Genomic DNA, 22,350 nt, shown 5'->3' with positions numbered 1-22,350 from the left:
GCAGTCCATAGTGCTGTTGGATCCGCAACCGTCGCGGCTCCGTCGAAGAAGGGGAACCACATGACACGTCTGCGGCACACGATGATCGGGCTCGCTGCGACCGGCGCGCTGATCGCCGGAGGGGTGTTCGTCACCCCAGCAGCCAACGCAGCGGAAGCATCACGCACCGAGACGGACGTGATGCGCGAAGCGACGAGCCTCACTCCCACGCAGATCGATCAGGCCATCACCGAAGCGCGCGCGGTGGGCGCAGTCACGAGCATGGTGGCGACACCGGACGGCTCGGTGACGACGATCGACCTCGGGGACGGGTTCGTCTTCGACCTCGTGACGGCGCCGACGACGCAGCGCATCGGTGCCGGCAGGGACTCCAAGGGAACCTTCGTGAGCTTCAACGCCACCGACCAGAACATGATCATCAGCGGCTCCGCATTCGCCCTCGGCGCGGCGGTCTGCGCCGTGAGCGGCGGGACGTTCTGCGTCGTCGTCGGGGCGATCCTGACGGCTGCCACGGTCGCGATCACGGGCAGCGGCGCGATCCGCTGCGGGACGAAGCAGCTGCGGGTCTACCCGTTCGCGGGCGGCAAGGTCAAGCCGCGATGCGCCTGAGGCGAGCGAGCGCCGTGCGCCGGTTCGTCACCAGCCTGCCGTTCGCGCTGATCACCAGCGTGATCCTGGTCGTCCTCGGTTCGGTGTCGGCGACGTGGCCCGCGACCGCCGACCACTGGTACGGACCAGCACTGGCTGCGATCGCATTGTTCCTCGCGATGGTCTCGACCGGCAGCGCGATCCGCCGCCGGAGGAACCGTCGGCCCTGAGCGACGGCACGCACAGCCCGTCGCCCGCACCGACGCCGGCGCGGGCGACGGCTGACGGTCAGATCGTCAGGCCACTGCGGCGCGGACGAAGCGCGGCCCCTCGTACCCGTCCCGGGACACCCACGCCGTGAAGTCCGCGAGCGACCGCACCCAGTGCCCGCGCTCCCCGTACAGCGCCTGGTAGACGACCACCGGCTCCTCGGTCTCGACGTCCCGCGCCACGAGCACCACCTCGTACTCGCCGCCCTTGAAGTGCCGGTACCGTCCCGGCATCACGGCTGCCGGCAGCAACTCGGCGAGCAGCTGTGCGACCCGCCGCTTGGTCTCGTCGCGGATGGGCCGGACTTCCTCGATCCCCTTGCCGGCCGGGTCGGTCAGCTCCCAGTCCTCGTACCGCTTGCCGGGGAACACCGGACACGCGTCGCCACACCCCATCGTGATGATCGCATCGGACGCTTGCACGTCCGACGTCTTGAGCAGCTGCGGGACGGCCCCGGAGATGTCGATGCCGTCCTCCGCCATGGCCGCGACGGCGATCGGGTTGATCTGCGACCCCGCCTCGCTCCCGCCGGACAACACGCGCACACGGTCCCCGCCGAGCGTGCGTGCGTACCCGGCTGCCATCTGGGAGCGTCCGGCGTTGTGGACGCAGACGAACAGGATCGTGGGGACGTCGTTCATGCGACCAGCCTGCACCACACGACCCAGCGCCTCGAATCCCGCGCGAGCGCGACACGGCGGCGTGATCCCGACGCGGAGGTGCGGGAATCCGCAGCCCTTCCGGATTCACGAGTCCGGACGCCTGCGATCCTGAGCGGACAACTAGGGTCGAGCCATGGCATCCAGCGGCAAGGTCATCGGCGGCACCTACGTCGACTCCATGGTGTCCACTGCGACCTTCGGCAGCGGCATCGTCATCCAATCCGGCTTCCGCGGGCGGAAGGTCGACCTCGAGACCGTCGCACGATGGGAGGAAGTCACCCTCGACGCGCGTGGCGCGAAGACCGCGAGCGCCGTCGGGCAAGCCGTGGTCGAGGCCGTCCTGCCACGCTTCCTCAGCCGAGGAGCATCGGCGGCGATCGGCGCGTCCATCGAGTCCTCGAGCCGGCCGCCGCGCGGTGTCCGGATCGAGTGGACCGACGGCAAGCAGCCCTCGCTCCTGAAGCTGCCGGAGGACCTGTTCACGCACTTCGAACTGCTGCTCGACGAGCGCCGTGCCGAGGTGGAGGTCGGTGATGTCGAAGTGGACGTCGCCGTCGTGACGACCACGGCCGCGGCAGCACCTGCCGCTCCGCAGACGCTCACCGAGCAGGCCTTCTCGATGGTCTCCGGTCTCTTCAGGGACCGCGCGAAGCCGACAGCGAGTGCGACCCCTGCTGTGAACGAGGTCGAGGCCGCCTCCCCGTCGACGAGTGATCTCACGGAACAGCTCATGCAGCTCGCACAGCTGCGCGACGCCGGCGTCCTGACCGAAGCGGAGTTCGCGGCGAAGAAGGCGGAGCTGCTCGCGCGGATCTGACGCGCTCCCCGTCTTTAGACTCGGCTCCATGACCGAGCCGGCACGCACCGAACGTGGTCTCGACCGTCTCGTGAACTTCTCCGACGCGACCGTCGCCATCGCGATCACGATCCTGATCCTCCCGCTCGTCGACCTGGCCGGCGAACTCAGCGGTGGCAGGGGCGCCGGAGACCTGCTGCAGGAGCACTGGCCGGCGCTCCTCGAGTTCTTCATCACGTTCTGGGTCATCGCCCGCTTCTGGACGCTGCACCACCAGGTGTTCGAGCACGTCCGCTCGTACAACATCCGCGTGATGCAGCTCAACTTCGTGTGGCTCGTGAGCATCGCGTTCCTGCCCTTCGCCGCGAACCTGCTCAACACCGAGGTCGAGGGCGACCGGGTGGCACACGCCCTCTACCTGGGCAGCATGGTCGTGACGAGCCTCACGCTGACCGCGATCGAGTGGGAGCTCCGCCGCTCCCCGGAGCTGCTGTCCTCGCCGCTCGGCGACTGGCGGAAGGGCCCGATCGCCGCCGTGCTGCTCGCCCTCGCGCTCGTCCTCTCGATGATCTTCCCGTCGATCGGCCTGTACTGGGTGCTCCTCCTGGTCCTCCAGGGCACACTCGGCCGACTGCTGCCGAAGCCCCGCACCTGACCCGACCGGACCGGACGCCGCCGCCCGGACGCCGCAGCTCGTCACACGCGGTCATGTCGATGCTCCCGAGCACCTGAGGACGTACCGTCTCGACATGACCGTCGCCGCAGCAGTCGCCGTCCTCGTGGGAGTCCTCGCACTCGCCACGGCCCTCGGCCTGGTCCTGCGCGCCCGGACCGGCCGAGCCCGCCCCACGCGGACGAACGACACCCGCACCACCACCGATCCGACGACCGCCGACCTCGCCCCCGCCGAGGCCTTCGGCACCGAGGCCACCCTCGTCCAGTTCTCCACCCCCACCTGCGCCCGCTGCCCGGCCACCCGTCGCCAGCTCGACGCCCTCGCCGCCGAGCACCCCGGCGTCACCCGTCTCGAGATCGACCTCGCGGAACGCCCCGAGCTCGCCCGACGCTTCGCGGTCATGCAGACCCCCACGGTCCTGCTCCTCGACCGAGGCCGCGCGGTGCACACCCGGTTCGGCGGCCCGCCACGACCCGCCGAACTCACCGCAGCCCTCGACACCGCCCTGGCAGCAGCAGCAAGAGCAGCAACAGCACCGACAGCACCAGCAACGACCCCCGGAGACCAGTCCCCATGACCGCCACGAACGACCCCGCCCGCGGCATCGACCCCCGTTCCCCGAGGTTCGGCGCCGCCATCACGACCGTCCTCCTCGCGGCGACGATCGTCCTCACCCTGATCCCCGCGACGTGGCCGATCGGCATCGCACTGCTCGCCGTCATCGTCGTGCTCTTCGCCATCGGCGGCATCGCCGGCATCCGCCGCCACCCCTACGGCGCGCTGTTCCGCCGGCTCGTCCGCCCGAGGCTCGGCCCGCCCGCCGAGCTCGAGGCCCCGGAACCACCGACCTTCGCCCAGCAGGTCGGCCTCGTCATCACGGCCCTCGCCCTCGTGCTCGCGCTCGTCGGCGTCCCGTACGCGGCTCCCGTCGGTGCGGCGATCGCGCTCGTCGCCGCGTTCCTCAACGCCGTCTTCGACGTCTGCATCGGCTGCCTCCTCTACGTGTGGCTGGTCCGCGCAGGCGTCTTCCGCCAGCGGTCCGCGGTCTGATCACGGGCCTGGAGGCGCGACCCACCTCCGCGACGCAGGTCGCGTCGTCGAGGTGATCCGCGCCTCCTGGCACCCGTGCCCCGTCTCGTAGGCTGACCGCATGGGGGACCACACCACACCACTGCTCAAGAAGGTCGCGACCTACCTCGCCGACCACGAGAACTCCGGCGCGGCCGACATCATCCCCGGCTACGCGCCCCCGACCAGCTCCCGCCCGAGCCGCCGGATCGAGGTCGGCGGACGCCTCACCCTCACGCCCGGGGTCCTCTGGTTCCACGCCCACCCGCTCAACTTCGCCCGCTCCGACTTCGGGATCCCCGTCGAGGAGATCGCCCGACTCGACGACGTGTCGAGCGGCCTGCGGAAGAAGGTCCGGATCACCCTTCGGAGCGGGATCGAGCCGACCTTCCTGATGTGGGGCATCCCCCGGTTCATCGAGGCGGTGGAGCGGGCGCGCAGCGCGCTCTGAACGGACGGACTGGAGGCGCGGCTCGCCTCCGCCCCACAGGTGGCGGCGGAGGATCCCCCCACGACATCCTCCGCCGCCACGACTCGAGCGCGCGACGGCTCAGTGCGTTGCGAGCGCCTGCTCGCTCAGCGCGACCAGGTCGTCCGCGCGCAGGCTCGGCCACCCGTGCAGGAGCTCGCGCCACTCGGCCGGCAGCGCGGCCGCGCCGTACAGCGCACCCGCGAGCCCACCGGCAATCGCGGCCACCGTGTCGGTGTCGTTCCCGGTCCGGACCGCGCGGACGAGCGCGTCCTCGAGCGACGAACTCCGCTTGACCGCCGAGTACGCGGCCTGCATCGCGGACACCACCCACCCGTTCGAGTCCGTGAAGTCGACCGGCTCGGAGTGCTCTGCCGTGACGAGCCGGTCCACCCACAGCCGACGCTTCTCGAGGTCGAGCAGGTCGAGGCCCCGCAGCACGTCGAGCTCGCCGGTGAGCACCGCGTGCCGGATCGCCACGCACCAGAGCACGCACGCGTCCCCGGCGTCCGACTCGTGGTGGGTGAGGTCGCTGATCGCCCGGGCGGCCTCGGCGAGCCGGAGTTCCTCGTCGGCCGCACCGGTCAGGTACCCGAGCACGAGCGGTGCCGTCCGCATGAGCGATCCGTTGCCGGCCGACTGCCCCTTGTACTCGTGTTCCTGCCGGGCCGCAGCGCGTGCGTCGGAGGCGACCCGTGCCTCCAGACCCGTGAGGACGTTGCGCGTCTGGATGCCGACGTCGGGCGCGGTGACGGCCCACGCTGCCCAGGCCGCGACGAGGCCGTCGAGCGTTTCCTCGGAGGCCGGGTCGCCGCCGCGCGCGAGCGTGCGGAGGATCGGGACGGCCATGCTCGTGTCGTCCGTCCACTCCCCCGGAGCCCAGCCGAACGAGCCGCCGCCTGTCATCCGGATCGGGGTGGGTTCGGGGACGGCGGGGCGGAACTCGTAGCCCGCGCCGAGCGCGTCGCCCGCGGCGGAGCCGATGACGGCGCCGATCGCCCGGTCGGTCTGTTCGGTGGTCAGCATGGCCGCCTCCTCAGGTTTGCGCGGAATTGCGTAAACCTGAGTCTGCACGATCGTCGCAGTTTGCGCAAGTGTGCGTAAACTCGCTGCCATGGCGAACGAGTACCGCGACGCGAGCGGCAAGCGGCTGACCGACTACCCGCGGCCGTCCGTCGCCGTCGACACCGCGGTATTGACGGTGCCGACGGGGGGCGATCTCTCCGTCCTGCAGGTGTGCGACGCGACCGACGGCGACTGGCGGCTGCCGGGGACGTTCGTGCACGAGGGCGAGCGGTTGGCGGCGGCGGTCCTGCGGTCACTCTCCGACAAGGCCGGCGTGACGGGGCTGGCGCCGACGCAGCTGCACGTGTTCGACGACCCTGCGCGGGACGACCGGGGATGGGTGCTGTCGGTGGCGCACCTCGACGTGGTGCCCTTCTCGGCGCTGTCGTCGTCGCTGAACCCGTCACAGGCGCGGCTGGTCCCGGTCGACACCGCGACGGGGATGGTGCACGGGCACGACGACATCGTGGCGTTCGCGGTGGCCTCCTTGCGGGCGTCGTACGCTGCGGCACCCGATCCGCGAGGCCTCCTGCCCGAGCCGTTCACGATGTCGGAGCTGCGGCACGTGCACGAGGCCGTCCGCGGCGAGCGGCTCCTGCCCGACTCGTTCCGCCGGGCGATGCTGCCGCTGCTCGTCGACACGGGGTCGCGCGCTGCCGCGGGCCCGGGCAAGCCGGCGACCCGGTACCGGCGCGCCTGAGGCCGCCTGCTTGGTGAGCAGAACGGTCGGGTCCGGGGCGCCGACCCGACACTTTCTGCCCACGGAACGCGCCGACGAAACACGAAAGTAACTTGCAGCACTGGCAAGTGTCGGTGCAATGCGCTTTCATGGAGCGCATGACGATCGCTGACCGTACCGACCGCGCCGACGCGTTCGCCCTCGTCCGGACCCAGTCCGGTTCGATGCCGACGAGCATGCGCGCGATCGCCGACGCCGTCCTCGACGACCCCGGCACCGCGGCCACCACGAGCGCCGCCGAACTCGCCGACCGCGCCGGGGTCTCCCCCGCGACCGTCTCCCGCTTCGCCCAGCACCTCGGGTTCGCGAACTTCGCCGCACTCCAGCGCAGCATGACCCGGGCCGTCGAGCGGGGCATCCACGAGCGGCGCGAGACCGAGATCCACGCGGGCGTCAGCGTCGACGACGACGTCACCACCGTGATCGCGAAGGTCACCGAGGACGTCCGCGCCGTGATGAGCGACACCCGCGCCACGCTCGACCCGTTCACTCTCGAAGCCGCAGCGGTCCGCATCAGCGAGGCCCGGCGGGTCGTCCTGTACGGCGTCGGCGCGAGCGGGATCGTCGCCCGCGACCTCCACTTGAAGCTCGAACGCATCGGCATCGCGAGCTCGATCGCGGACGACCCGCACAACGCCCTGACCCTCGCGAGCGTCCTCGTCCCGAAGGACGTCCTCGTCATCACGAGCCACTCCGGCACCACGGTCGAGGCGCTCGAGGTCGCCACCGTCGCGCGCGGGAGCGGCGCCACCGTCGTCGCGATCACCGGCCACGCCACCTCGCCGCTGACCCACCACACCGACCACGTCCTGCTGGGCGTCGCCGGTGCCGAGAGCGACCTCCGCCCCGCCGCGATGGGCAGCCGGATGAGTCAGCTCGCCATCGTCGATGCGCTGTTCATCGTCGTCGCCCAGCGCACCGACGAACGATCCCGCCCGCTCCTCGCACGCAGCCGCCACGCGGTCCGCACGCACCACCGTTCCTGAATCGAGCACCATGCACCACCACGACGACCTCCGCGAGGAGCTGCAGCACCTCGCGACCGAGGCCACCGACTCGTCCCTCGACGACATCGACCTCGTCTCCACCCTCGAGGCTGCCCAGCGCATGAACGCGCTCGACCGCAGCGTGCCCGCGGCACTCGAGCCGTGCCTCCCGGCCATCGCCCTCGCCGCCGACTCGATCGCCGCAGCGTTCTCGCGCGGCGGCCGCCTGATCTATGTCGGTGCCGGCACGCCGGGCCGACTCGGCGTCCTCGACGCCAGCGAGTGCCCCCCCACCTTCGGCACCGACCCCGCGCAGGTCGTCGGCGTCATCGCCGGCGGCTCCGTCGCCCTCACCACCGCCGTCGAGGGCGCCGAGGACGACGAAGCAGCCGCCGTCCGCGACCTCGACGCGCTCGGCCTGACGGCCGACGACGTGGTCGTCGGGATCAGCGCGTCCGGCAGGACGCCCTACGTCATCGCGGCCATCCTGGAGGCGCGGCGCAGGTCCGCCCTGTCCGTCTCCGTCGCGTGCAACCCCGACTCGGCCGCGGGGCGGGAAGCCGACATCGCCATCGACGTGGTCGTCGGTCCCGAGTTCATCGCCGGGTCCACCCGCCTGAAGGCGGGGACCGCGCAGAAGCTCGTCCTGAACATGCTCACCACGCTGGCGATGGTGCGCAGCAACAAGACGTACGGCAACCGGATGGTCGACGTGCGTGCGACGAACGAGAAGCTCATCGCGCGGTCGTTCTCGCTCGTGCAGGACGTCACCGGGGCTGCTCCGGCCGACGTCGCTGCTGCCCTCGATGCTGCGGACGGCGAGGTCAAGACGGCCATCGCGATGATCCTCACCGGGTCATCGGAGTCCGTCGTCCGTTCCCGGCTCGCCGCTGCCGACGGTTCCCTGCGCGCCGTCCTTTCCTGATTTCTCCCGTTCGTCCTTCCTTCCCCCGAGGAGCACCATCAATGACCGATGCACAGCAACTCGCACAACAGATCCTCGACACCGTCGGCGGGTCCTCGAACATCGCCGACGTCGAGAACTGCATGACCCGGCTGCGGGTCGAGGTGGCTTCTCCTTCCTCTGTTGATCTGCCGGCGCTCCAGGCCACCGAGGGGGTCATGGCAGCGATCGCCGCCGGGTCCAACCTGCAGATCGTGCTCGGGCCGGGGTTGGTGGACCGGGTAGCTGATTCGCTCGAGTCGTTGCGTGCTGCTCCTGTTCCGGGTGCGTCCCCGGCTTCGGTGTCGCCCGAGGAGCTGGCGGCGCGGGGCGCGTCGATCAAGGCATCCGCCCGTGCCCGTTCCGACGGCCGCACCATGCGTGCCATCCGTCGCATCTCGGCCATCTTCATCCCGCTCATCCCCGCGCTGATCGCGTGCGGGCTCATCGCCGGGATCAACGGCATCCTGACGAACCTCGGGTGGCTGCCCGGGGTGACGCCGTTCCTCGGCGTGCTGTCCTCCGGGTTCCTGTCCCTGCTCGCCGTGTTCGTCGGGATGAACGCCGCGAAGGAGTTCGGCGGGACGCCCATCCTCGGCGGTGCCGTCGGCGGCATCATCGTCGCCGCCGGCGTCGCGAACGTCACCGTGTTCGGCGAGACCCTGGCGCCCGGGCAGGGCGGTGTGCTCGGTGCGTTGGCGGGCGGCATCCTCGCTGCGTACGTCGAGCGGTTCATGCGGAAGGTCACGCCCGACGTCATCGCGCTCATCGTCGTGCCGACCGTCACCGTGCTCGTCGCCGGGTCCGTGACGCTCGGCATCCTGATGTCCGTCGCCGGCGTCGTCTCCGTCGCCATCGGCACCGCGGCGACCTGGCTGCTCGCGAACGGCGGGGCCTTCGCCGGGTTCATCCTCGGCGGGCTCTTCCTGCCGCTCGTCATGACCGGGATGCACCAGGGGCTCATCCCGATCCACGCCACGCTCATCGAGCAGACCGGGTGGACCGTGCTGCTGCCCGTGCTGGCCATGGGCGGTGCCGGGCAGATCGGTGCGTGCATCGCGCTGTGGGTGCGGTTCCGGTCGAACGCCTCGCTCGTGCGGACGATCCGTGGTGCGCTGCCGGCCGGGTTCCTCGGGGTCGGCGAGCCGCTGATCTACGGGGTAACGCTCCCCCTCGGGCGGCCGTTCATCACGGCGTGCATCGGTGGGGCGTTCGGTGGCGGGGTCGTCGGGCTGTTCGACCAGCTCGGGCACTCCGTGGGGGCGATCGCCATCGGGGCGTCGGACCTGTCGCTCATCCCGCTGTTGAACGGGTCGTCCGGCTACGGCTGGGCGGTGCTCGGGTACGGGTCGGGGCTCGTGGTGGCGTACGTGGTGGGGTTCGTGGCGACGATGGTGTTCGGGGTGTCCGCGTCGGTGCGCGCCGACCTAGAGTCGCAGTCCGCTCCGGGTGCGCCGCTCGACATCGTCGCAGCGGCCGAGCCCGCCGACGCGACGGAGGCCGAGCCCGCCGGAGCCACGCGCTGATGCGGTTGGGGGCGAGCGCGCACCTCGGCCACGCCGAGCTGGCCGCATCCACCTTCGCGGCGGCTGCAGGGTCCGGGGCGACACTCGCCTCGCAACGCGCGTCGCGTCGCGTCGCGTCGCGTCGCGTCGGGAGGGTGCTCCGCGCCTCCAGACAGTCAGCGCGGACGACTACGGATTCCGTAGCGCTTCCGCGACCCGCTGCGCGAAGCCCGGGGCTCCGCTGCGTGACAGCCGACCAAGCAGTCGATCGATCTCCACGGGAGGCTGACGCATGGCGGCTGCCTGTTCAGTGACGATCCGGCACGCCCCGCTCGGCGACAGATCAAACTGGTCCAAGAGGAACGCGTCAGTTCGGACGGCTTCTAGCCCCAAGGGTGCGAGCACCGAGTCCGGGAAGTCCTTCACGTTCTCCGTGACGATGAGGTCGGCTCTCCCGAGGAGCGCGGCAGCCACGACGTGCGCGTCATTCGGATCAGGCAGTTCGATGCCCTGGGTGAGCGGTTCCCAACCCTCCACGAGTGCGTCGTCGAAGGCTTCGTTCATTGATCGGAAACGACTGCGGAATCGACTCGGGTCAACACCCGGATGGATGCGCCCAAGAGCTCTGAGCGCTTCGTCGAGCACGCTCTGAGACCAGATTGGGCGGAAGGCGCCAGCATCCGCCATGCGGAGCATGGTGTCACACGGAGCCAACGGCACGACCACGCAAGCGTCGAGGAACGCCGTGAATCGCGCCACCGCTACGACTGCTCCCGCGCCTGAGCCAATGCTTCCTTGTAGGCGTCAGCATCGACGTCGTACAGCCCGTCTTCGTCTGCTTGTCGGGTGAGTTCGTCCAAGCGGCTCCGTCGATCAGCACGCTTTCGATCCCTGTAGGCGAGAACATCGTGCAGTCGCAATCGCCGGTGCCTCGACTCGCCGAACCGCTCGAAAGGGAGCTCGTGTTCGTCGAGCAGCCGGACCAAGGTGCTGCGGCTGATACCGAGCAGAGTGGCCGCTTGTTGAGTCGTCAGCTGCCGATCGATTGGTTCGACGCTGACGGTCTCGCCACGCTCCATCGCCGACACCACTTGCCTGAGTACGTCGTACGCCACCATCGGGAGCGGGATCTGCTCACCGTCAGGACCGAGCAACAGCGCGGGAGCGGTGTGATGGTCCAGGAACCGGCCGAGTTCGAGCATCTCCCTGAGGTCCTGAGGTGGGTCGACGACCAGCGGATCTCTCGTTCGTGCGGATGCGGCGCTCATGGCTCTATATTCACCCAAATCGCGCAAATTTGCCATATCGTTCAGCAATCTCGCGGGATGAAGGACACGGAAAACCGTCTAAGGACGGGTGCCGCCGACCATCGACCTCGCCTCCACCCTCGAGTCTGCCCAATGCATGAGCGCACTCGACCGTAACCTGCCTGCGGCACTTGAGCCGTCCTACCGGCCATCGCGCTCACCCACGACTCGATCGCCGCAGCCTCCGGGGACGCCGTACGTCATCGCGGCCATCCTGGAGGCGCGGCGCAGGTCCGCCCTGTCCGTCTCCGTCGCGTGCAACCCCGACTCGGCCGCGGGGCGGGAAGCCGACATCGCCATCGACGTGGTCGTCGGACCCGAGTTCATCGCCGGGTCCACCCGCCTGAAGGCGGGGACCGCGCAGAAGCTCGTCCTCAACATGCTCACCACGCTGGCGATGGTGCGCAGCAACAAGACATACGGCAACCGGATGGTCGACGTGCGTGCGACGAACGAGAAGCTCATCGCGCGGTCGTTCTCGCTCGTGCAGGACGTCACCGGCGCCGCTGACCTCGAGGCCGCAACCGAACCTGTTCTAGCGTTCCCGCTCGCTTGCATAGCGCGGTGCCATCGACTCCATCTGTTGCATGACGATCTTGATTGCCTCGGGCTGCTTGTCCGGCGGGTACTTGTACTTCACGAGCAGCCGTTTGATGGACGACCGCAACTTCGCGCGGACATCGTCGCGCACTGTCCAGTCGGTGCGGACGTCGCGCCGCATCACCGCGACGAGCTCCCTGGCGATCTCGGCGAGGACGTCCTCGCCCTGAACGTCGACGGCTGACTCGTTGCTTGCAACGGCGTCGTAGAACGCGAGCTCGTCGCTCGACAGAGGCGGAGAGAAGTGCGAGCCGCGCGATGCCTCGGCCGCGACCTCCTTCGCCAGTTCGACGAGCGCAGCGATCACTTCGGCCGATGTGAGCTGCTGGTTCGTGTAGCGATTCATGATCTCCGCGATCCGCTCAGAGAATGCTCGCTGCCGCACCACGTTGCCGCGGGTCGCGGTGGAGCCTGCGTCGGTGAGTGACTTGCGCAGCGCCTCGATCGCGAGGTGTGCGTTCGGTGCGGCCTGCGCCTTCGCGAGGAACTCCGGCCCGAGGTCGTCGAGTGCGAGGCGCGGCAGACCGGCCGCCTCGTAGATGTCGAGCACCTCGCCCGGCGCGATCGAGTCAGCGACGAGGGAGCCGAGCAGCCGGGAGATCTCCTCGGGGATTGGTTCGTCGCGGGACTGACGATCAGCGGCATCGTACTTCGCCATCCACACGCGCACTTCCTGGTAGAAGGCGATCTCATCGTGCAGTTCGGCGAGGCCAGCATGCCCTGACGCGAGAGCCCACGCACGTGCCAACCGGCCTGTCCCGGTCCGGTAACGCGCCGAGAGCCGATCAGCCCCCAGCTCCATGGCATTCATCGGGTTCGCGGCGTCCCGAAGGTAGTTCGTCGCAGTCGTCGCGGCAGTGCGCCACGCACGAGAACCGCCCCTCGCCGCGATCGTCCGCCAGTCACAGCCCTCGAGCATCTCGCGGACCCGCGCCACCAACTCGATCGCGATCCCAACGGCCTCATCGACGTCACGACCGATCGGCTTGCTCTCCTGATCCGAGACGGTGTACTCCGACAGCGCATTGGCGAGGTTGTCGGCCAGCGGCGCGTAGGCAACGAGCAGCCCGTCCTGCTTACCTCGGAACGTGCGGTTCACGCGCGCGAGAGTCTGCATGAGCAACGCGCCCTTAAGAGGCCGGTCGAGGTAGAGGGTGTGCAGGGGCGGGGCGTCGAATCCTGTGAGCATCATGTCCTTGACGATCACGAGTTCGAGTTCATCCGAGGCGTCCTTCAGCCGGGCCTTGATCGACTTGTTCTCTGACTCGCGGCGCACGTGGTCGCTCACCGGAGGCTGGTCCGACGCTGAGCCCGAGTAGACGACCTTGATGCGGCCCTCCTCGAGCGCATCCGAGTGCCAGTCCGGCTTCAGCGCGATGATCGCCGAGTACAACCGCGCGCAGATCTCGCGCGTACCGCCAACAATCAGGGCCTTGCCGGGCGACTCCAGGAACGGCTTCATCCGTTCACGCCGCTCTTCCCAGTGCTGCACGAGGTCGGCGGCGAGTGTCTCGATGCGCTCGGGTGCGCCGTAAACGGCGTTGACGACGGCGACGGACGCTTCCAGCCGAGCTCGCTCGGTGTCATCGAGGCCAAGCGTGTACTCGTCAGCGGCCCGGTCGATGTCTTCGTCCGCTGCTTCGTCGGCGAACGAGACCCTGATGAGCCGTGGTTCGAAGTACACAGGGACGGTAGCGCCGTCGTCCACTGCACGCGAGAGATCGTAGACGTCGATGTAATCGCCGAACACTGCACGGGTGTCGCGTTCCGCAAACGAGATCGGGGTGCCGGTGAACGCGATGAGGGTCGCGTTGGGCAGGGCGTCGCGCAGGTGCCGGGCATAGCCATCGAGATCGTCGTAGTGGCTACGGTGGGCCTCGTCGACGACGACGATCACGTTGCGTCGCTCGGTGAGGAGGGGATGCTGCGTGCCTGACTCCTTCTCGACCTTGGTCAAGCTGAACTTCTGCAACGTCGTGAAGTAGATACCCCCGGTGACCCGGTTCTGCAGCTCGTCTCGAAGTTGCGCACGCTCGCGCACCTGCACCGGCTTCTCGGCCAGCAGCAGGCTCTGGTCGAACGTCTGGAACAGCTGCCCGTCGAGCTCGGTCCGGTCGGTGACGACGACTAACGTCGGGTTCTTCAATTTCGGGTGCCGCGACACGAGATTTGCGTACAGCTCCATCTCCATGGACTTGCCCGAGCCCTGCGTATGCCACACCACGCCGGCCTTCCCGTTCGTCTCGACCGCTTGCACCGTCGAGCCGACCGCCTTCGTCACCGCGAAGTACTGGTGCGGTTTCGCAATGCGTTTGATGAGTCCATCGGAGTTCTCGTCAAAGGCGGTGAAGTTGCGGACGAGCTGCAGGAACCGCTCCTGATTGAAGAGGCCGTTGAGGGCGTCGTCGATCGGCTCGACAGAGACGCCGTCCTCGATGCGCGGTTGCTGCAGCGGTGCGCCGTCGTCATCAACGTTCCACGGCGCGAAGTGGTTGAGCGGCGTGAACGGGGTGCCGTACTTCGCCTCGATGCCGTCGCTCGCGAGCGTCAACACACAGAACCGATACGCCATCGGCAGCTCTCGCAGGTACGTCTGCAGTTGCGCGTGCGCGGGAGCGACACCGGTGGATGTCGAACCGGCACGCTTCAGCTCGACGATGACGAGCGGCATCCCGTTGACGAACAGCACGATGTCGAACCGACGATGCACCTCGCGGTGCCGCAGCGTGACCTGGTTAACGGCGAGCCAGTCGTTCTCAGACGGGTCCGTCCCGAGGAGGCGCAGGCGCCGGTTCTGCTCGACGCCATCGGTGTCGATGTAGCTCAGCGGGTACCCACCGACCAGGTAGTCGTGGATGCGCTGGTTCTCGGTGATCGCATCCTGCGACTTGGGCGCCGCGATCTCGGCTACAGCCTGTTGCAAGTACTCGCCAGGAATGCCGGGGTTCAGGCGACGAAGTGCATCGAGCAAGCGCGGGCGGATCAGTGGGTCGTCCCATACATCCCGACCCCCGCTACCGGGCGCTATTTCCTCTCCCTTGGCCGGGCGCCAACCAAGTGGCTCGGCGAGCGTTTCGAGCGCATCCTGTTCCCAGTCCGCCTCAGTGAGCGATGTCATGCATGTCCCTTTCGAGCTCGTCAAGCTTGACGCGTTCAAGCGCCCAAATCGGATGCTGCAGCCTCGGCGTCTCGGACGCGGAGCTTGCCCGACATGAGGTGGGGGAGCAGCGTGTCTCGGATTGCGGCGAGCTCGCGGTTCTCGCTCACCGATGCCGAGACGACGTCCAAAATTGGGGAAACGGCAAGTTCCGCCGCAGCTGCGCGACTTTCATCCCATGCCAAGTCCAGATGGTCAAACGTAGTCTTGGTGATGGTGTCAAAGACTGAACCGTGCGCCACCGCCTTCGCTCGTTCGGTCGCCCGAAGGATTGAGAAGTAAAGCAGACCTGAGGGCACCAGATCGGGACGGAAACCATAGCAAGACTGATTGAACGATGCCGGCTCGAGGAGGCGGCCAACTTGCCCGACGGTTCCACGCGCCGTTAGAATTACCGAACCTATGGGCAAGGCTTTTGCCTTCGTCCCGGCGACTGCATCTTGAGTGATTTTTTCGGCGGTATCAATCACTACCCTGTTTGACGCTGATGTAATATCACGCGCCGAAACCCAGAGCTGATCGCCGTCTTTCCAGTAGTCATCGCGAGCTCGCGGCGGCGTTCCGCCGAGAATTGGATCAAGCACGCTACTCATTGGAAGTCGTGGCCACAACGCGGTTATTTTATCGTAAACTACGGATCCAAGCGCCTCCGCTTTTTCCGCGATGGCAGTGTTAACCGCTATCTTGTCGTCGAGAGCGCCCAACACCTCGGCTATTGCCTGCTGTTCCACGAGCGGCGGTAGGGGAATTCGGATACTTCGAAGCGAAGTGAGCGGCTGCCCGATCCCAGGTGTACCTACCGTAGACGCCCGACTAAGTAGCTCATCGCGTCCCTTGTCGCGAAAATATAACAGCACAAACCGCGAGTCTGCGACCGCAGGATCCACAGTCAACTTCATCATGCTCGAGGAAAGCAGCCACTCCTGGTCGTCCACACGCGCGACACGACCTATCGCGCCACGATGGGGGAATACGAGATCCCCCGGTCGCACGATACAAGAAGGGAATTCTGCCGCCGTCTCTCGCGCCACGAAGACAACATCATCAGTTGAAAGTCCCCAACGATCGCCAATGTTCTGACCACGCACGACAGGGATGCCGCTTTGGGTGTACCGATCAGCCCGCAGGGCAGAACCGAACGGGCCGATCGCGATCGAGCGCGGCGCCGACGAAGCAATGTCGGCAATAGAGACGTCCTGTATCATGAGATCCGCCCCAGCTGGGCACGCACCCTCTCTGCCATTCTGGCCGATTCGGCAAACTTCACATCAAGCTCTGCTCGAAGCCGGGACAGCTTGTCCTCGATTGGCTCGCCGTCCTCCTCGGAGACAGCAGCGCCGACATAGCGCCCCGGAGTAAGCGCGTATTCCGCAGCTTTGATCTCCGCGAGCGTTGCTGAGTAGCAGAACCCCAGAACATCCTCGTATTTGCCCGGCGCAGCAGGCGATTCGATTTGCCGCCAAGCATGGAACGTTCCGGCGATCTGGGCGATGTCCTGATCCGACAGAGCACGCTCGGCACGGTCAACCATGTGGCCGAGTTTGCGCGCGTCGATGAACAGAACTTCACCCGCCCGCGCACCCTTCTCCTTCGCGAAGAACCAGACGCACACGGGGATCCCGGTGGATCGAAACATTTGGGTTGGCAGGGCGACCATGCAAGAGACGACGTCCGCTTCGACAATCTCAGCGCGAAGTTGACCTTCGCCACCAGAGTTCGACGACATCGAGCCGTTCGCCATGACGACGCCTGCCTGACCGCCAGGGGCAAGTTTCGAGAGGATGTGCTGAATCCACGCGTAGTTCGCGTTGCCGGCTGGCGGTACGCCGAACCGCCAGCGCGGGTCGTCTTCGCTACGGGCCCAGTCCTTGATGTTGAAGGGCGGATTGGCCATGACGTAGTCGGCCTGCAGGTCCGGGTGCAGGTCACGGGCGAAGGTGTCGCCCCAGCGCGGCCCGAGATTGCCGTTAAGGCCGTGAATTGCGAGGTTCATCTTTGCCATACGCCAGGTGCGCTCATTCAGCTCCTGGCCGTACACCGAGATGTCCGAGCCCTCGCCGTGGTGGGCGTCGATGAACTTCTCGGCCTGTACGAACATGCCGCCTGAACCGCACGCCGGGTCGTAAACTCGCCCGCTGGTCGGCTGCAGCATCTCGACGAGCACCCGCACGACACCGGCGGGGGTGTAGAACTCGCCGCCCCGCTTGCCTTCTGCGGCAGCGAACTTCTCGAGGAAGTACTCGTAGACCTCACCGAGCAGATCTCGGGCACGGCGTCCGTCCGCACCGCCCTGCCCCTGGGTGGTGAAGCGCGCGGAATTGAACAAATCGATCAGTTCGCCCAGGCGGCGCTGGTCGACGCTGTCGCGGTTGAAGATGCGGGGCAGCGTTCCGGAAAGCTGCGGATTCGCCTGCATGACCGCGTCCATTGCCTCATCGACAAGCGCGCCGATGGACTTCTCCCCGGAATTCATCGACGCGCCGAGGCCCTTCGCGTTCTCAGCCAGGAACCCCCACCGAGCGTGCGCGGGCACCCAGAACACGCCACGGCCGGCGTACTCGTCCGTGTCGTCAATGATGTCGGCGATCTGGTCTACGTCGTAGCCGTCTGCGGTGAGTTCGGCCCGGATGGCTGCGCGGCGCTCGTCGAACGCGTCCGAGACGTACTTGAGGAACACAAGGCCGAGGATGACGTCCTTGTACTGCGAGGCATCCATCGACCCACGCAGCTTGTCGGCCGCCTTCCAGAGCGTGTCTTTCAGCTCCTTCATGGTCGACGGCGCCAGGGCAGCGGCTTTCGGTGTGCGGGGCATGCATGTTCCTTATCGGGAGATTGCCGTATCCGCGGCGTTATTCGTATCGATCATGGTCACCGCTCCTGACGTCGCACCAGCGACGATGAGCGAGGCGTAATCAGAAAGGCGCGAAGCTCGTGCCTCGAGTTCTGCACGTGTGATCGCGATGTCGGCGAGTGCCCGGCGAAGCGGTGCAATCGACTGGGGGGCGACGCGACGCAACATCCATCGCTTCCATGCTCCGGGGCCGGCGGCCGCACCCTTGATGTCAGCAGCGATCACATCGGGGACGAGTCCGCCGGGGTCATTCGCGGTGATGCGCAGGACGCGGGCGGGGTAGACGACGACCTTGGAACCGTCGACATCAACCCACGCGGCCGGGGAAGGGCTCGTACGGAAGACCACATCGCCCGGGCGGGTCAGCTGCGAGTTGGGGTTCCGGGCCGCCAAAGTCATCTGGTCGATGCGCGTCCCGCCTATCGACGCAGGATCGTCGAGCTCGGCTGGGGTCACGACGATCAGTCCTTCCGCGCCTAGCAGATCAGGATCGAGGCGCACGCCCTGGATTATCCTCAGATGGCGGGCTTCGATCAACGTGGGCAGCAATGCGGCTCGCGGGACATCGTGCGAGTCAGGCGCGATCTCGGCCGGTCGGATGTCACTGCGAACCGCGTTGGCGGCGAGGTCGAGAAGCGCCGGAAGCTCAGCCTTGTCCAAAGCGGCGAGCGCGGGCTTCTGAGTTGCAGATGCCACGAGCGAGCCGCCGCGTGCCTGCAGCGAAGTCGTCCTCACGAGTGTCGCAAACCGGAATTGGTGGGCGCGCAAGTCACGTCCGTTACCCATGCCAGCCATCAGATCCGATACGAGGTCCGCACGGGTAGCGGAAGTCAACTGCATCGTAGTGAGATCGGCAACGGCGGTGAAGCGCTCCGCTTTCGGGACGCCTCTTTCAGGATCGCCGAGGACCCATAGCGCCAGCGATTCGCGGACGGCGCTGTCGACCAGCCCAGCGGGCAATCGGGCAATCCCCCGCACTTTGCCAGAACGAAGGACGTCGGCGCGCGCTTGCTCGTCCAGGGGGTTCAACGAATCTGCGAGAGCTCGTGCGGGGCCAATCACCACTGCCGCATCAGAGTCGCGCAGCGACAAAGCGATCTCATCGACCGCTCGCAGGATTGCTGCGAGGTCATCATGCCGCTGAGATGGAACGCGCGAAACCGTGACAAATCGGGGAGCAGGTTCTCCAGGCTGCGCGAGCCAGTGACCGTCGACGAGCAGCTGGCGTCGAACGCGCCGACTCTCGAGACCGGCGGGCAGCGCAAGGCTCACATTGTCGCCGATTTTGCCTGCCAGCGTCGCGGAGAGAAGCGAATCGCGTGCATCGAGAATCACGGTAGCGCCTTCGCAAACCAGGGCGAGCGTGGCAACGCTGACCAGGGCGATCGCATCGCCGCCGAGCTGCCCGGCGGACCCCGCCGTCCTTCGCGAAGCAGCGTGCCGCTGGGTCACGAGCGCCAGCGCCGCCGAGGGCGAATATGCTGCGTCGATCAGGCGAGTCGCGAATTCGACCCACGGTCCGCCACGATGTGCGTGCGCGACAATCTCAGCCCGGAACGTGACGTCGTATGGATCGAGCTCCGCTACGGCCTCCTCGATCGCGAAAGGTGTGAGAAGGCTGACGTCGTCGACCTGCGTAGAGAAGGCTATCAGGGCTTCGAGCTCGGCTACGGAGCTCGAGTCGGCGAACGAGAAGTCGGGCGGGGCAGCCGAGGCCGCAGCGTCGGCCTGAGCCTGTGGGTTGTTGCCATGGCCGGTGCGCGCAAGCCAGTCAGCCACCTCTTGCGCGTCGAACAAGGGCCGATCGCTGCTCTCGACTACAGCCAGCGGGAACGGGTCGGTTGCCGACGCGAACCGCGATCGCCACATCGACGCCACGGGTCGCTGCACACATGCTAACCGGGCAACGCCGGCCAAGTCGATGAGGAGCGATGGCGTAAACACACGCCTCAAGGTACATCAGAGTCAACCTGGCGTCCAAGCGATGCTGATAAGGCTTCTTATCGGCGTATTTGACAATGCGAAGGACAATTTGCTCCACCATCGGTTGCGCGACGTCGTGTCGCGAACAACTGGCGGAGTGAAACGGGGCTGGCCGCCAGCAGAGCACTCGCCCTCGCCCTCACTTGGAGACACCCATGACACAAATCACGCCCACCACCGCTTCGAACGAGATCAAGTGCCCGCACTGCGACACGCTCTTCACCATCGACGAGGCGAAGTACGCCGACATCGTTCAGCAGGTACGCACCACCGAGTTCGAAGGTGAGCTCCACGCACGCCTCGCTGTCGCCGAGCAGACCAAGCAGGCTGAGATCGCGCTTGCTGTGGCGAACACGGAGCAGCAGGCGCTGAAGGTCAGTGCCACGAAGGACTCGCAGATCCAGCAGCTCAAGTCGGAGCTCAAGTCGGCCGCGACGAATCAGGAGCTGGCCGTTGCGAAGGCCATTTCGGCCGCGACGGAAAACCTCAACGAGGCGAGGAGCAAGCTGCACCTTCAGGCAGCCGAGCAGAAGGTCAAGGAAGTCGCGCTGACACAATCGCACACCAAGGAGCTCGCCCTGAAGGACGAGCTCATCGACCGGTACAAGGATATGAAGGCCAAGCTGTCGGTCAAGCTGCTCGGCGAGACCCTCGAGCAGCACTGCGAAGTCGAGTTCAACCGCATGCGCTCCCTCGCCTTCCCCAACGCCGAGTTCGGGAAGGACAACGACACGAGCGGGGGCACGAAGGGGGACTACGTCTTCCGCGACTACAGCGAAGACGACGTGCAGTACCTCTCGATCATGTTCGAGATGAAGAACCAGTCGGACTTGACGGCATCGAAGAAGAAGAACATCGACTTCCTCGCCAAGCTCGACAAGGATCGCAACGACAAGGGCTGCGAGTACGCCGTGCTCGTCTCGATGCTCGAAGAGGACTCCGACCTGTACACCGGGGTCACGGACGTATCGCACCTCTACCCGAAGATGTTCGTGGTGCGTCCGCAGTTCTTCCTCGCGATCATCGGGCTGCTGCGCAACGCGGCTCTGAACACCATCATGGTGAAGGCCGAGCTGGAGCAGGTCAAGAAGCAGAACATCGACATCACCGACTTCGAGTCCGAGCTCGACGGCTTCAAGGCGGCGTTCGGCCGCAACTACCAGCTCGCCAAGGGCAAGTTCGACGCCGCGATCAAGGAGATCGACAACGCGATCGCCCGGCTCCAGAAGGTGAGGGGTGAGCTTCTCGGATCGGAGAACCACCTCCGCCTCGCGAATGACAAGGCGGCAGCGCTGACAGTGAAGAAGCTGACCAAGGGGAACCCGACGATGGCAGCTAAGTTCGCCAAGCTGAACGCGCCCGAACAGCCGGACGCCGCCTAGAAGGCTCCGCGAGAAGCGCACCGGAACCCGCCAGCAACCCAACACGGATGGCTGCGACGACGAGTAAGCGATGTGGCGGAGCCGCGATCCGTTGCAGAACCCGCTCGCCGGCATCGGGATCGCGGTGGTTGGAACGTGCACCCACCGCGACCCCGATGGCTCAGGCTGGGGCGCTCAACGATCGAGCTAGCCGCCGCGCGATGCCTCGCATCTGCTCACCAAGCACTGCCGGGGTGGTGTCCGTCCGGAGGGTGAGCCGACAGATCGAGGGGCCGTCGACCAGCTGCGCGTTCTCTCCTGGCTCCTCCCCGGCTGCGTACACGAGCCATCCCTCCCCCAATCCGAACCTCCGGCAGTACGCCGCCATCTGGTAGAGATCAACGTTCGGGTACTGCCCGTGCTTCTCGACCTTGTACTTCACGTCGATGCACGCCCGCACTTCCCCGTCGACGAGCCACACGAGGTCCGGCGCGATCTTCACCGTCCCCTCGACGTCGAGCGTCGACGCGTATTGCGCCACGAGCTCTCCCCCGTACGGCCGGAACGCCTCTCGCAGCGCAGCGGTCACGAAGTCCTCGAACACCGACCACATGTCGACGAGGAACCCCGCCCCCACGAGCGATCCGGTACGCTGCTCGATCGACGCTCCGGACAGCACGAGCGACGCCAGCGGCAGCACGGCCGAGTACCGGGCGTTCCGCCGATCCGGCCGGACCACGGGTACCGGCGCTCCAACCGGGATCACCGTCACCCCGTCGAGCACCCGCACCACCCGCCGCAGCCGCCCAACGACGTCGGCCGGCACTCCCGGCAGCCGGAGCAACCGCGTCGCAGCGGTCAACACGAGCTGGTTCTCCGCGATGTCCTCCACGTAGTCGTCGAACGACACCTCGACCGGAAGCGGCTGCCCGCCCCTGCGCGTGAGCTGGTCACCGATCCGCCACCGACCGCGAACGAGCGGCAGCGCATCGTCGCGTGTCACGTACCCGCGGAGCGCACCTCCGGCGAGCGCCCGCGAGGCCTGCCGCTCGAACGCGTGCGCCAGCGCCGGCACGAGGTCCTCGTCGGCGGCGAAGCCGAAGTCCTCGTCCTCCCAGATCGCGCTCCCCGCCCGCGCGTAGCCGAGCATCGAGAACAGCCGCCGCACCGGCGTCTTCGGCCGGATCCACACGTCGTGACCGGCGATCCGGACGACACCGACCTTGCGCACGCCGCTGATGCGGTACTCGTCCGCGAAGAAAGTCGGGGAGACGTCCGCGATCCGCGCGGCGACGAGACCGGCTGCGACCTCGCGCGGCATCCG

General features: G+C 67.3%; 21 protein-coding genes and 2 pseudogenes. 13 read left to right on the top strand and 10 right to left on the bottom strand.

All coding sequences use genetic code 11. From position 1 onward, the window contains the following. Positions 1–60 precede the first annotated feature (60 nt). Complete coding sequence (locus BIV03_RS17890; protein ID WP_139202081.1) at positions 61–609, top strand: hypothetical protein; 549 nt, start codon at positions 61–63, stop codon at positions 607–609. 14 nt (positions 610–623) lie between these two features. Beyond that, positions 624–818, top strand: coding sequence for a hypothetical protein (locus BIV03_RS17885; protein ID WP_071296649.1), 195 nt, complete (start codon positions 624–626; stop codon positions 816–818). Between the two features lie 66 nt (positions 819–884). Here the strand turns inward: BIV03_RS17885 and BIV03_RS20200 are convergent, their stop codons facing one another. Continuing rightward, positions 885–1,091, bottom strand: coding sequence for a DUF1653 domain-containing protein (locus BIV03_RS20200; RefSeq protein ID WP_254790968.1), 207 nt, complete (start codon positions 1,089–1,091; stop codon positions 885–887). A 6-nt stretch (positions 1,092–1,097) separates the two neighbouring features. Beyond that, positions 1,098–1,499, bottom strand: a pseudogene (locus BIV03_RS17880) (arsenate reductase ArsC); the annotation flags it as partial. Between the two features lie 154 nt (positions 1,500–1,653). Here BIV03_RS17880 and BIV03_RS20195 point away from each other — a divergent pair. The 5 genes from BIV03_RS20195 (at position 1,654) to BIV03_RS17855 (ending at position 4,511) form a co-directional block, all read left to right on the top strand. Then, positions 1,654–2,337, top strand: coding sequence for an SHOCT domain-containing protein (locus BIV03_RS20195; protein WP_071296648.1), 684 nt, complete (start codon positions 1,654–1,656; stop codon positions 2,335–2,337). Positions 2,338–2,365: 28 nt separating this feature from the next. Continuing rightward, a complete protein-coding gene (locus tag BIV03_RS17870) occupies positions 2,366–2,971 on the top strand; it encodes a TMEM175 family protein (protein WP_070418568.1) in 606 nt (201 codons plus the stop codon). Between the two features lie 94 nt (positions 2,972–3,065). Further along, positions 3,066–3,569, top strand: a complete 504-nt coding sequence (locus tag BIV03_RS17865) for a thioredoxin family protein (RefSeq protein ID WP_071296647.1) — start codon at positions 3,066–3,068, stop codon at positions 3,567–3,569. Next, positions 3,566–4,042, top strand: a complete 477-nt coding sequence (locus BIV03_RS17860) for a DUF4395 domain-containing protein (protein ID WP_071296646.1) — start codon at positions 3,566–3,568, stop codon at positions 4,040–4,042. Before BIV03_RS17865 ends, BIV03_RS17860 begins: the two co-directional genes overlap by 4 nt. 100 nt (positions 4,043–4,142) lie before the next feature. Beyond that, positions 4,143–4,511, top strand: coding sequence for a hypothetical protein (locus BIV03_RS17855; RefSeq protein ID WP_071296645.1), 369 nt, complete (start codon positions 4,143–4,145; stop codon positions 4,509–4,511). Between the two features lie 99 nt (positions 4,512–4,610). Here BIV03_RS17855 and BIV03_RS17850 read toward each other — a convergent pair whose 3' ends face one another. Next, complete coding sequence (locus BIV03_RS17850; protein ID WP_071296644.1) at positions 4,611–5,555, bottom strand: ADP-ribosylglycohydrolase family protein; 945 nt, start codon at positions 5,553–5,555, stop codon at positions 4,611–4,613. An 88-nt stretch (positions 5,556–5,643) separates the two neighbouring features. On the opposite strand from BIV03_RS17850, the gene BIV03_RS17845 reads away from it, so the two are divergent. From BIV03_RS17845 to BIV03_RS17830, 4 genes are all read left to right on the top strand, one after another. Beyond that, positions 5,644–6,294, top strand: a complete 651-nt coding sequence (locus BIV03_RS17845; RefSeq protein ID WP_071296643.1) for an NUDIX domain-containing protein — start codon at positions 5,644–5,646, stop codon at positions 6,292–6,294. A 137-nt stretch (positions 6,295–6,431) separates the two neighbouring features. Beyond that, positions 6,432–7,319 carry a MurR/RpiR family transcriptional regulator gene (locus BIV03_RS17840; RefSeq protein ID WP_175475984.1) on the top strand — a complete coding sequence of 296 codons (888 nt, stop codon included), beginning with the start codon at positions 6,432–6,434 and terminating at the stop codon, positions 7,317–7,319. Between the two features lie 10 nt (positions 7,320–7,329). Next, positions 7,330–8,244: an N-acetylmuramic acid 6-phosphate etherase gene (murQ, locus tag BIV03_RS17835; RefSeq protein ID WP_071296642.1), complete on the top strand. Its 915-nt coding sequence runs from the start codon at positions 7,330–7,332 to the stop codon at positions 8,242–8,244. Positions 8,245–8,285: 41 nt separating this feature from the next. Beyond that, the gene (locus BIV03_RS17830; RefSeq protein WP_071296641.1) at positions 8,286–9,788 is read left to right on the top strand and encodes a PTS transporter subunit EIIC; all 1,503 of its coding nucleotides are present in this window, start codon (positions 8,286–8,288) and stop codon (positions 9,786–9,788) included. Positions 9,789–9,956: 168 nt separating this feature from the next. On the opposite strand, the gene BIV03_RS17825 is transcribed toward BIV03_RS17830, so the two are convergent. Both BIV03_RS17825 and BIV03_RS17820 read right to left on the bottom strand, forming a co-directional pair. Next, on the bottom strand, positions 9,957–10,526 hold the full coding sequence (locus tag BIV03_RS17825; RefSeq protein ID WP_139202079.1) for a PIN domain-containing protein: 570 nt from the start codon (positions 10,524–10,526) through the stop codon (positions 9,957–9,959). 2 nt (positions 10,527–10,528) lie between these two features. Beyond that, positions 10,529–11,035, bottom strand: a complete 507-nt coding sequence (locus BIV03_RS17820) for a helix-turn-helix domain-containing protein (RefSeq protein WP_071296640.1) — start codon at positions 11,033–11,035, stop codon at positions 10,529–10,531. A 136-nt stretch (positions 11,036–11,171) separates the two neighbouring features. Between BIV03_RS17820 and BIV03_RS20190 the strand changes: the two are divergent. Continuing rightward, positions 11,172–11,405: pseudogene (locus BIV03_RS20190) on the top strand (hypothetical protein); the annotation flags it as partial. Positions 11,406–11,609: 204 nt separating this feature from the next. Here the strand turns inward: BIV03_RS20190 and BIV03_RS17810 are convergent. From BIV03_RS17810 to BIV03_RS17800, 4 genes are read right to left on the bottom strand one after another with little or no spacing between them, the layout of a single operon-like run. Then, positions 11,610–14,792 (bottom strand): type I restriction endonuclease subunit R, encoded by a 3,183-nt coding sequence (locus BIV03_RS17810; protein ID WP_071296638.1) that lies wholly within the window; start codon positions 14,790–14,792, stop codon positions 11,610–11,612. A gap of 35 nt (positions 14,793–14,827) precedes the next feature. Then, positions 14,828–16,036 (bottom strand): restriction endonuclease subunit S, encoded by a 1,209-nt coding sequence (locus BIV03_RS18935; RefSeq protein WP_083403525.1) that lies wholly within the window; start codon positions 16,034–16,036, stop codon positions 14,828–14,830. After that, positions 16,033–17,643, bottom strand: coding sequence for a class I SAM-dependent DNA methyltransferase (locus tag BIV03_RS17805; RefSeq protein WP_071296637.1), 1,611 nt, complete (start codon positions 17,641–17,643; stop codon positions 16,033–16,035). Before BIV03_RS17805 ends, BIV03_RS18935 begins: the two co-directional genes overlap by 4 nt. A 9-nt stretch (positions 17,644–17,652) precedes the next feature. After that, entirely contained in the window at positions 17,653–19,560 is a 1,908-nt protein-coding gene (locus BIV03_RS17800) for a hypothetical protein (RefSeq protein ID WP_139202078.1), read from the bottom strand. A 260-nt stretch (positions 19,561–19,820) separates the two neighbouring features. Between BIV03_RS17800 and BIV03_RS17795 the strand changes: the two genes are divergently transcribed. After that, the gene (locus tag BIV03_RS17795) at positions 19,821–21,047 is read left to right on the top strand and encodes a DUF2130 domain-containing protein (RefSeq protein ID WP_071296635.1); all 1,227 of its coding nucleotides are present in this window, start codon (positions 19,821–19,823) and stop codon (positions 21,045–21,047) included. A gap of 160 nt (positions 21,048–21,207) precedes the next feature. Here the strand turns inward: BIV03_RS17795 and BIV03_RS17790 are convergent, their stop codons facing one another. Then, the gene (locus BIV03_RS17790; protein WP_071296685.1) at positions 21,208–22,347 is read right to left on the bottom strand and encodes an McrC family protein; all 1,140 of its coding nucleotides are present in this window, start codon (positions 22,345–22,347) and stop codon (positions 21,208–21,210) included. Positions 22,348–22,350 lie beyond the last annotated feature (3 nt).

Origin of the sequence: Curtobacterium sp. MCBA15_016, assembly GCF_001865105.1 — a bacterium.
Lineage (GTDB): Bacteria > Actinomycetota > Actinomycetes > Actinomycetales > Microbacteriaceae > Curtobacterium.
The sequence above is the reverse complement of the archived record's forward strand: the minus strand, read 5'-3'. Positions and strand labels throughout refer to the sequence as shown.

Bases quoted from the DNA above. Each gene is read 5' to 3' on its own strand.
- BIV03_RS17830 (WP_071296641.1), top strand. From the start codon at position 8,286: ATGACCGATGCACAGCAACTCGCACAACAGATCCTCGACACCGTCGGC.
- BIV03_RS18935 (WP_083403525.1), bottom strand. From the start codon at position 16,036: ATGATACAGGACGTCTCTATTGCCGACATTGCTTCGTCGGCGCCGCGC.
- BIV03_RS17805 (WP_071296637.1), bottom strand. From the start codon at position 17,643: ATGCCCCGCACACCGAAAGCCGCTGCCCTGGCGCCGTCGACCATGAAG.
- BIV03_RS17845 (WP_071296643.1), top strand. From the start codon at position 5,644: ATGGCGAACGAGTACCGCGACGCGAGCGGCAAGCGGCTGACCGACTAC.
- BIV03_RS17855 (WP_071296645.1), top strand. From the start codon at position 4,143: ATGGGGGACCACACCACACCACTGCTCAAGAAGGTCGCGACCTACCTC.
- BIV03_RS17840 (WP_175475984.1), top strand. From the start codon at position 6,432: ATGACGATCGCTGACCGTACCGACCGCGCCGACGCGTTCGCCCTCGTC.
- BIV03_RS20200 (WP_254790968.1), bottom strand. From the start codon at position 1,091: ATGCCGGGACGGTACCGGCACTTCAAGGGCGGCGAGTACGAGGTGGTG.
- BIV03_RS17795 (WP_071296635.1), top strand. From the start codon at position 19,821: ATGACACAAATCACGCCCACCACCGCTTCGAACGAGATCAAGTGCCCG.
- BIV03_RS17865 (WP_071296647.1), top strand. From the start codon at position 3,066: ATGACCGTCGCCGCAGCAGTCGCCGTCCTCGTGGGAGTCCTCGCACTC.
- BIV03_RS17790 (WP_071296685.1), bottom strand. From the start codon at position 22,347: ATGCCGCGCGAGGTCGCAGCCGGTCTCGTCGCCGCGCGGATCGCGGAC.
- murQ (WP_071296642.1), top strand. From the start codon at position 7,330: ATGCACCACCACGACGACCTCCGCGAGGAGCTGCAGCACCTCGCGACC.
- BIV03_RS17810 (WP_071296638.1), bottom strand. From the start codon at position 14,792: ATGACATCGCTCACTGAGGCGGACTGGGAACAGGATGCGCTCGAAACG.
- BIV03_RS17870 (WP_070418568.1), top strand. From the start codon at position 2,366: ATGACCGAGCCGGCACGCACCGAACGTGGTCTCGACCGTCTCGTGAAC.
- BIV03_RS20195 (WP_071296648.1), top strand. From the start codon at position 1,654: ATGGCATCCAGCGGCAAGGTCATCGGCGGCACCTACGTCGACTCCATG.
- BIV03_RS17860 (WP_071296646.1), top strand. From the start codon at position 3,566: ATGACCGCCACGAACGACCCCGCCCGCGGCATCGACCCCCGTTCCCCG.
- BIV03_RS17890 (WP_139202081.1), top strand. From the start codon at position 61: ATGACACGTCTGCGGCACACGATGATCGGGCTCGCTGCGACCGGCGCG.
- BIV03_RS17850 (WP_071296644.1), bottom strand. From the start codon at position 5,555: ATGCTGACCACCGAACAGACCGACCGGGCGATCGGCGCCGTCATCGGC.
- BIV03_RS17820 (WP_071296640.1), bottom strand. From the start codon at position 11,035: ATGAGCGCCGCATCCGCACGAACGAGAGATCCGCTGGTCGTCGACCCA.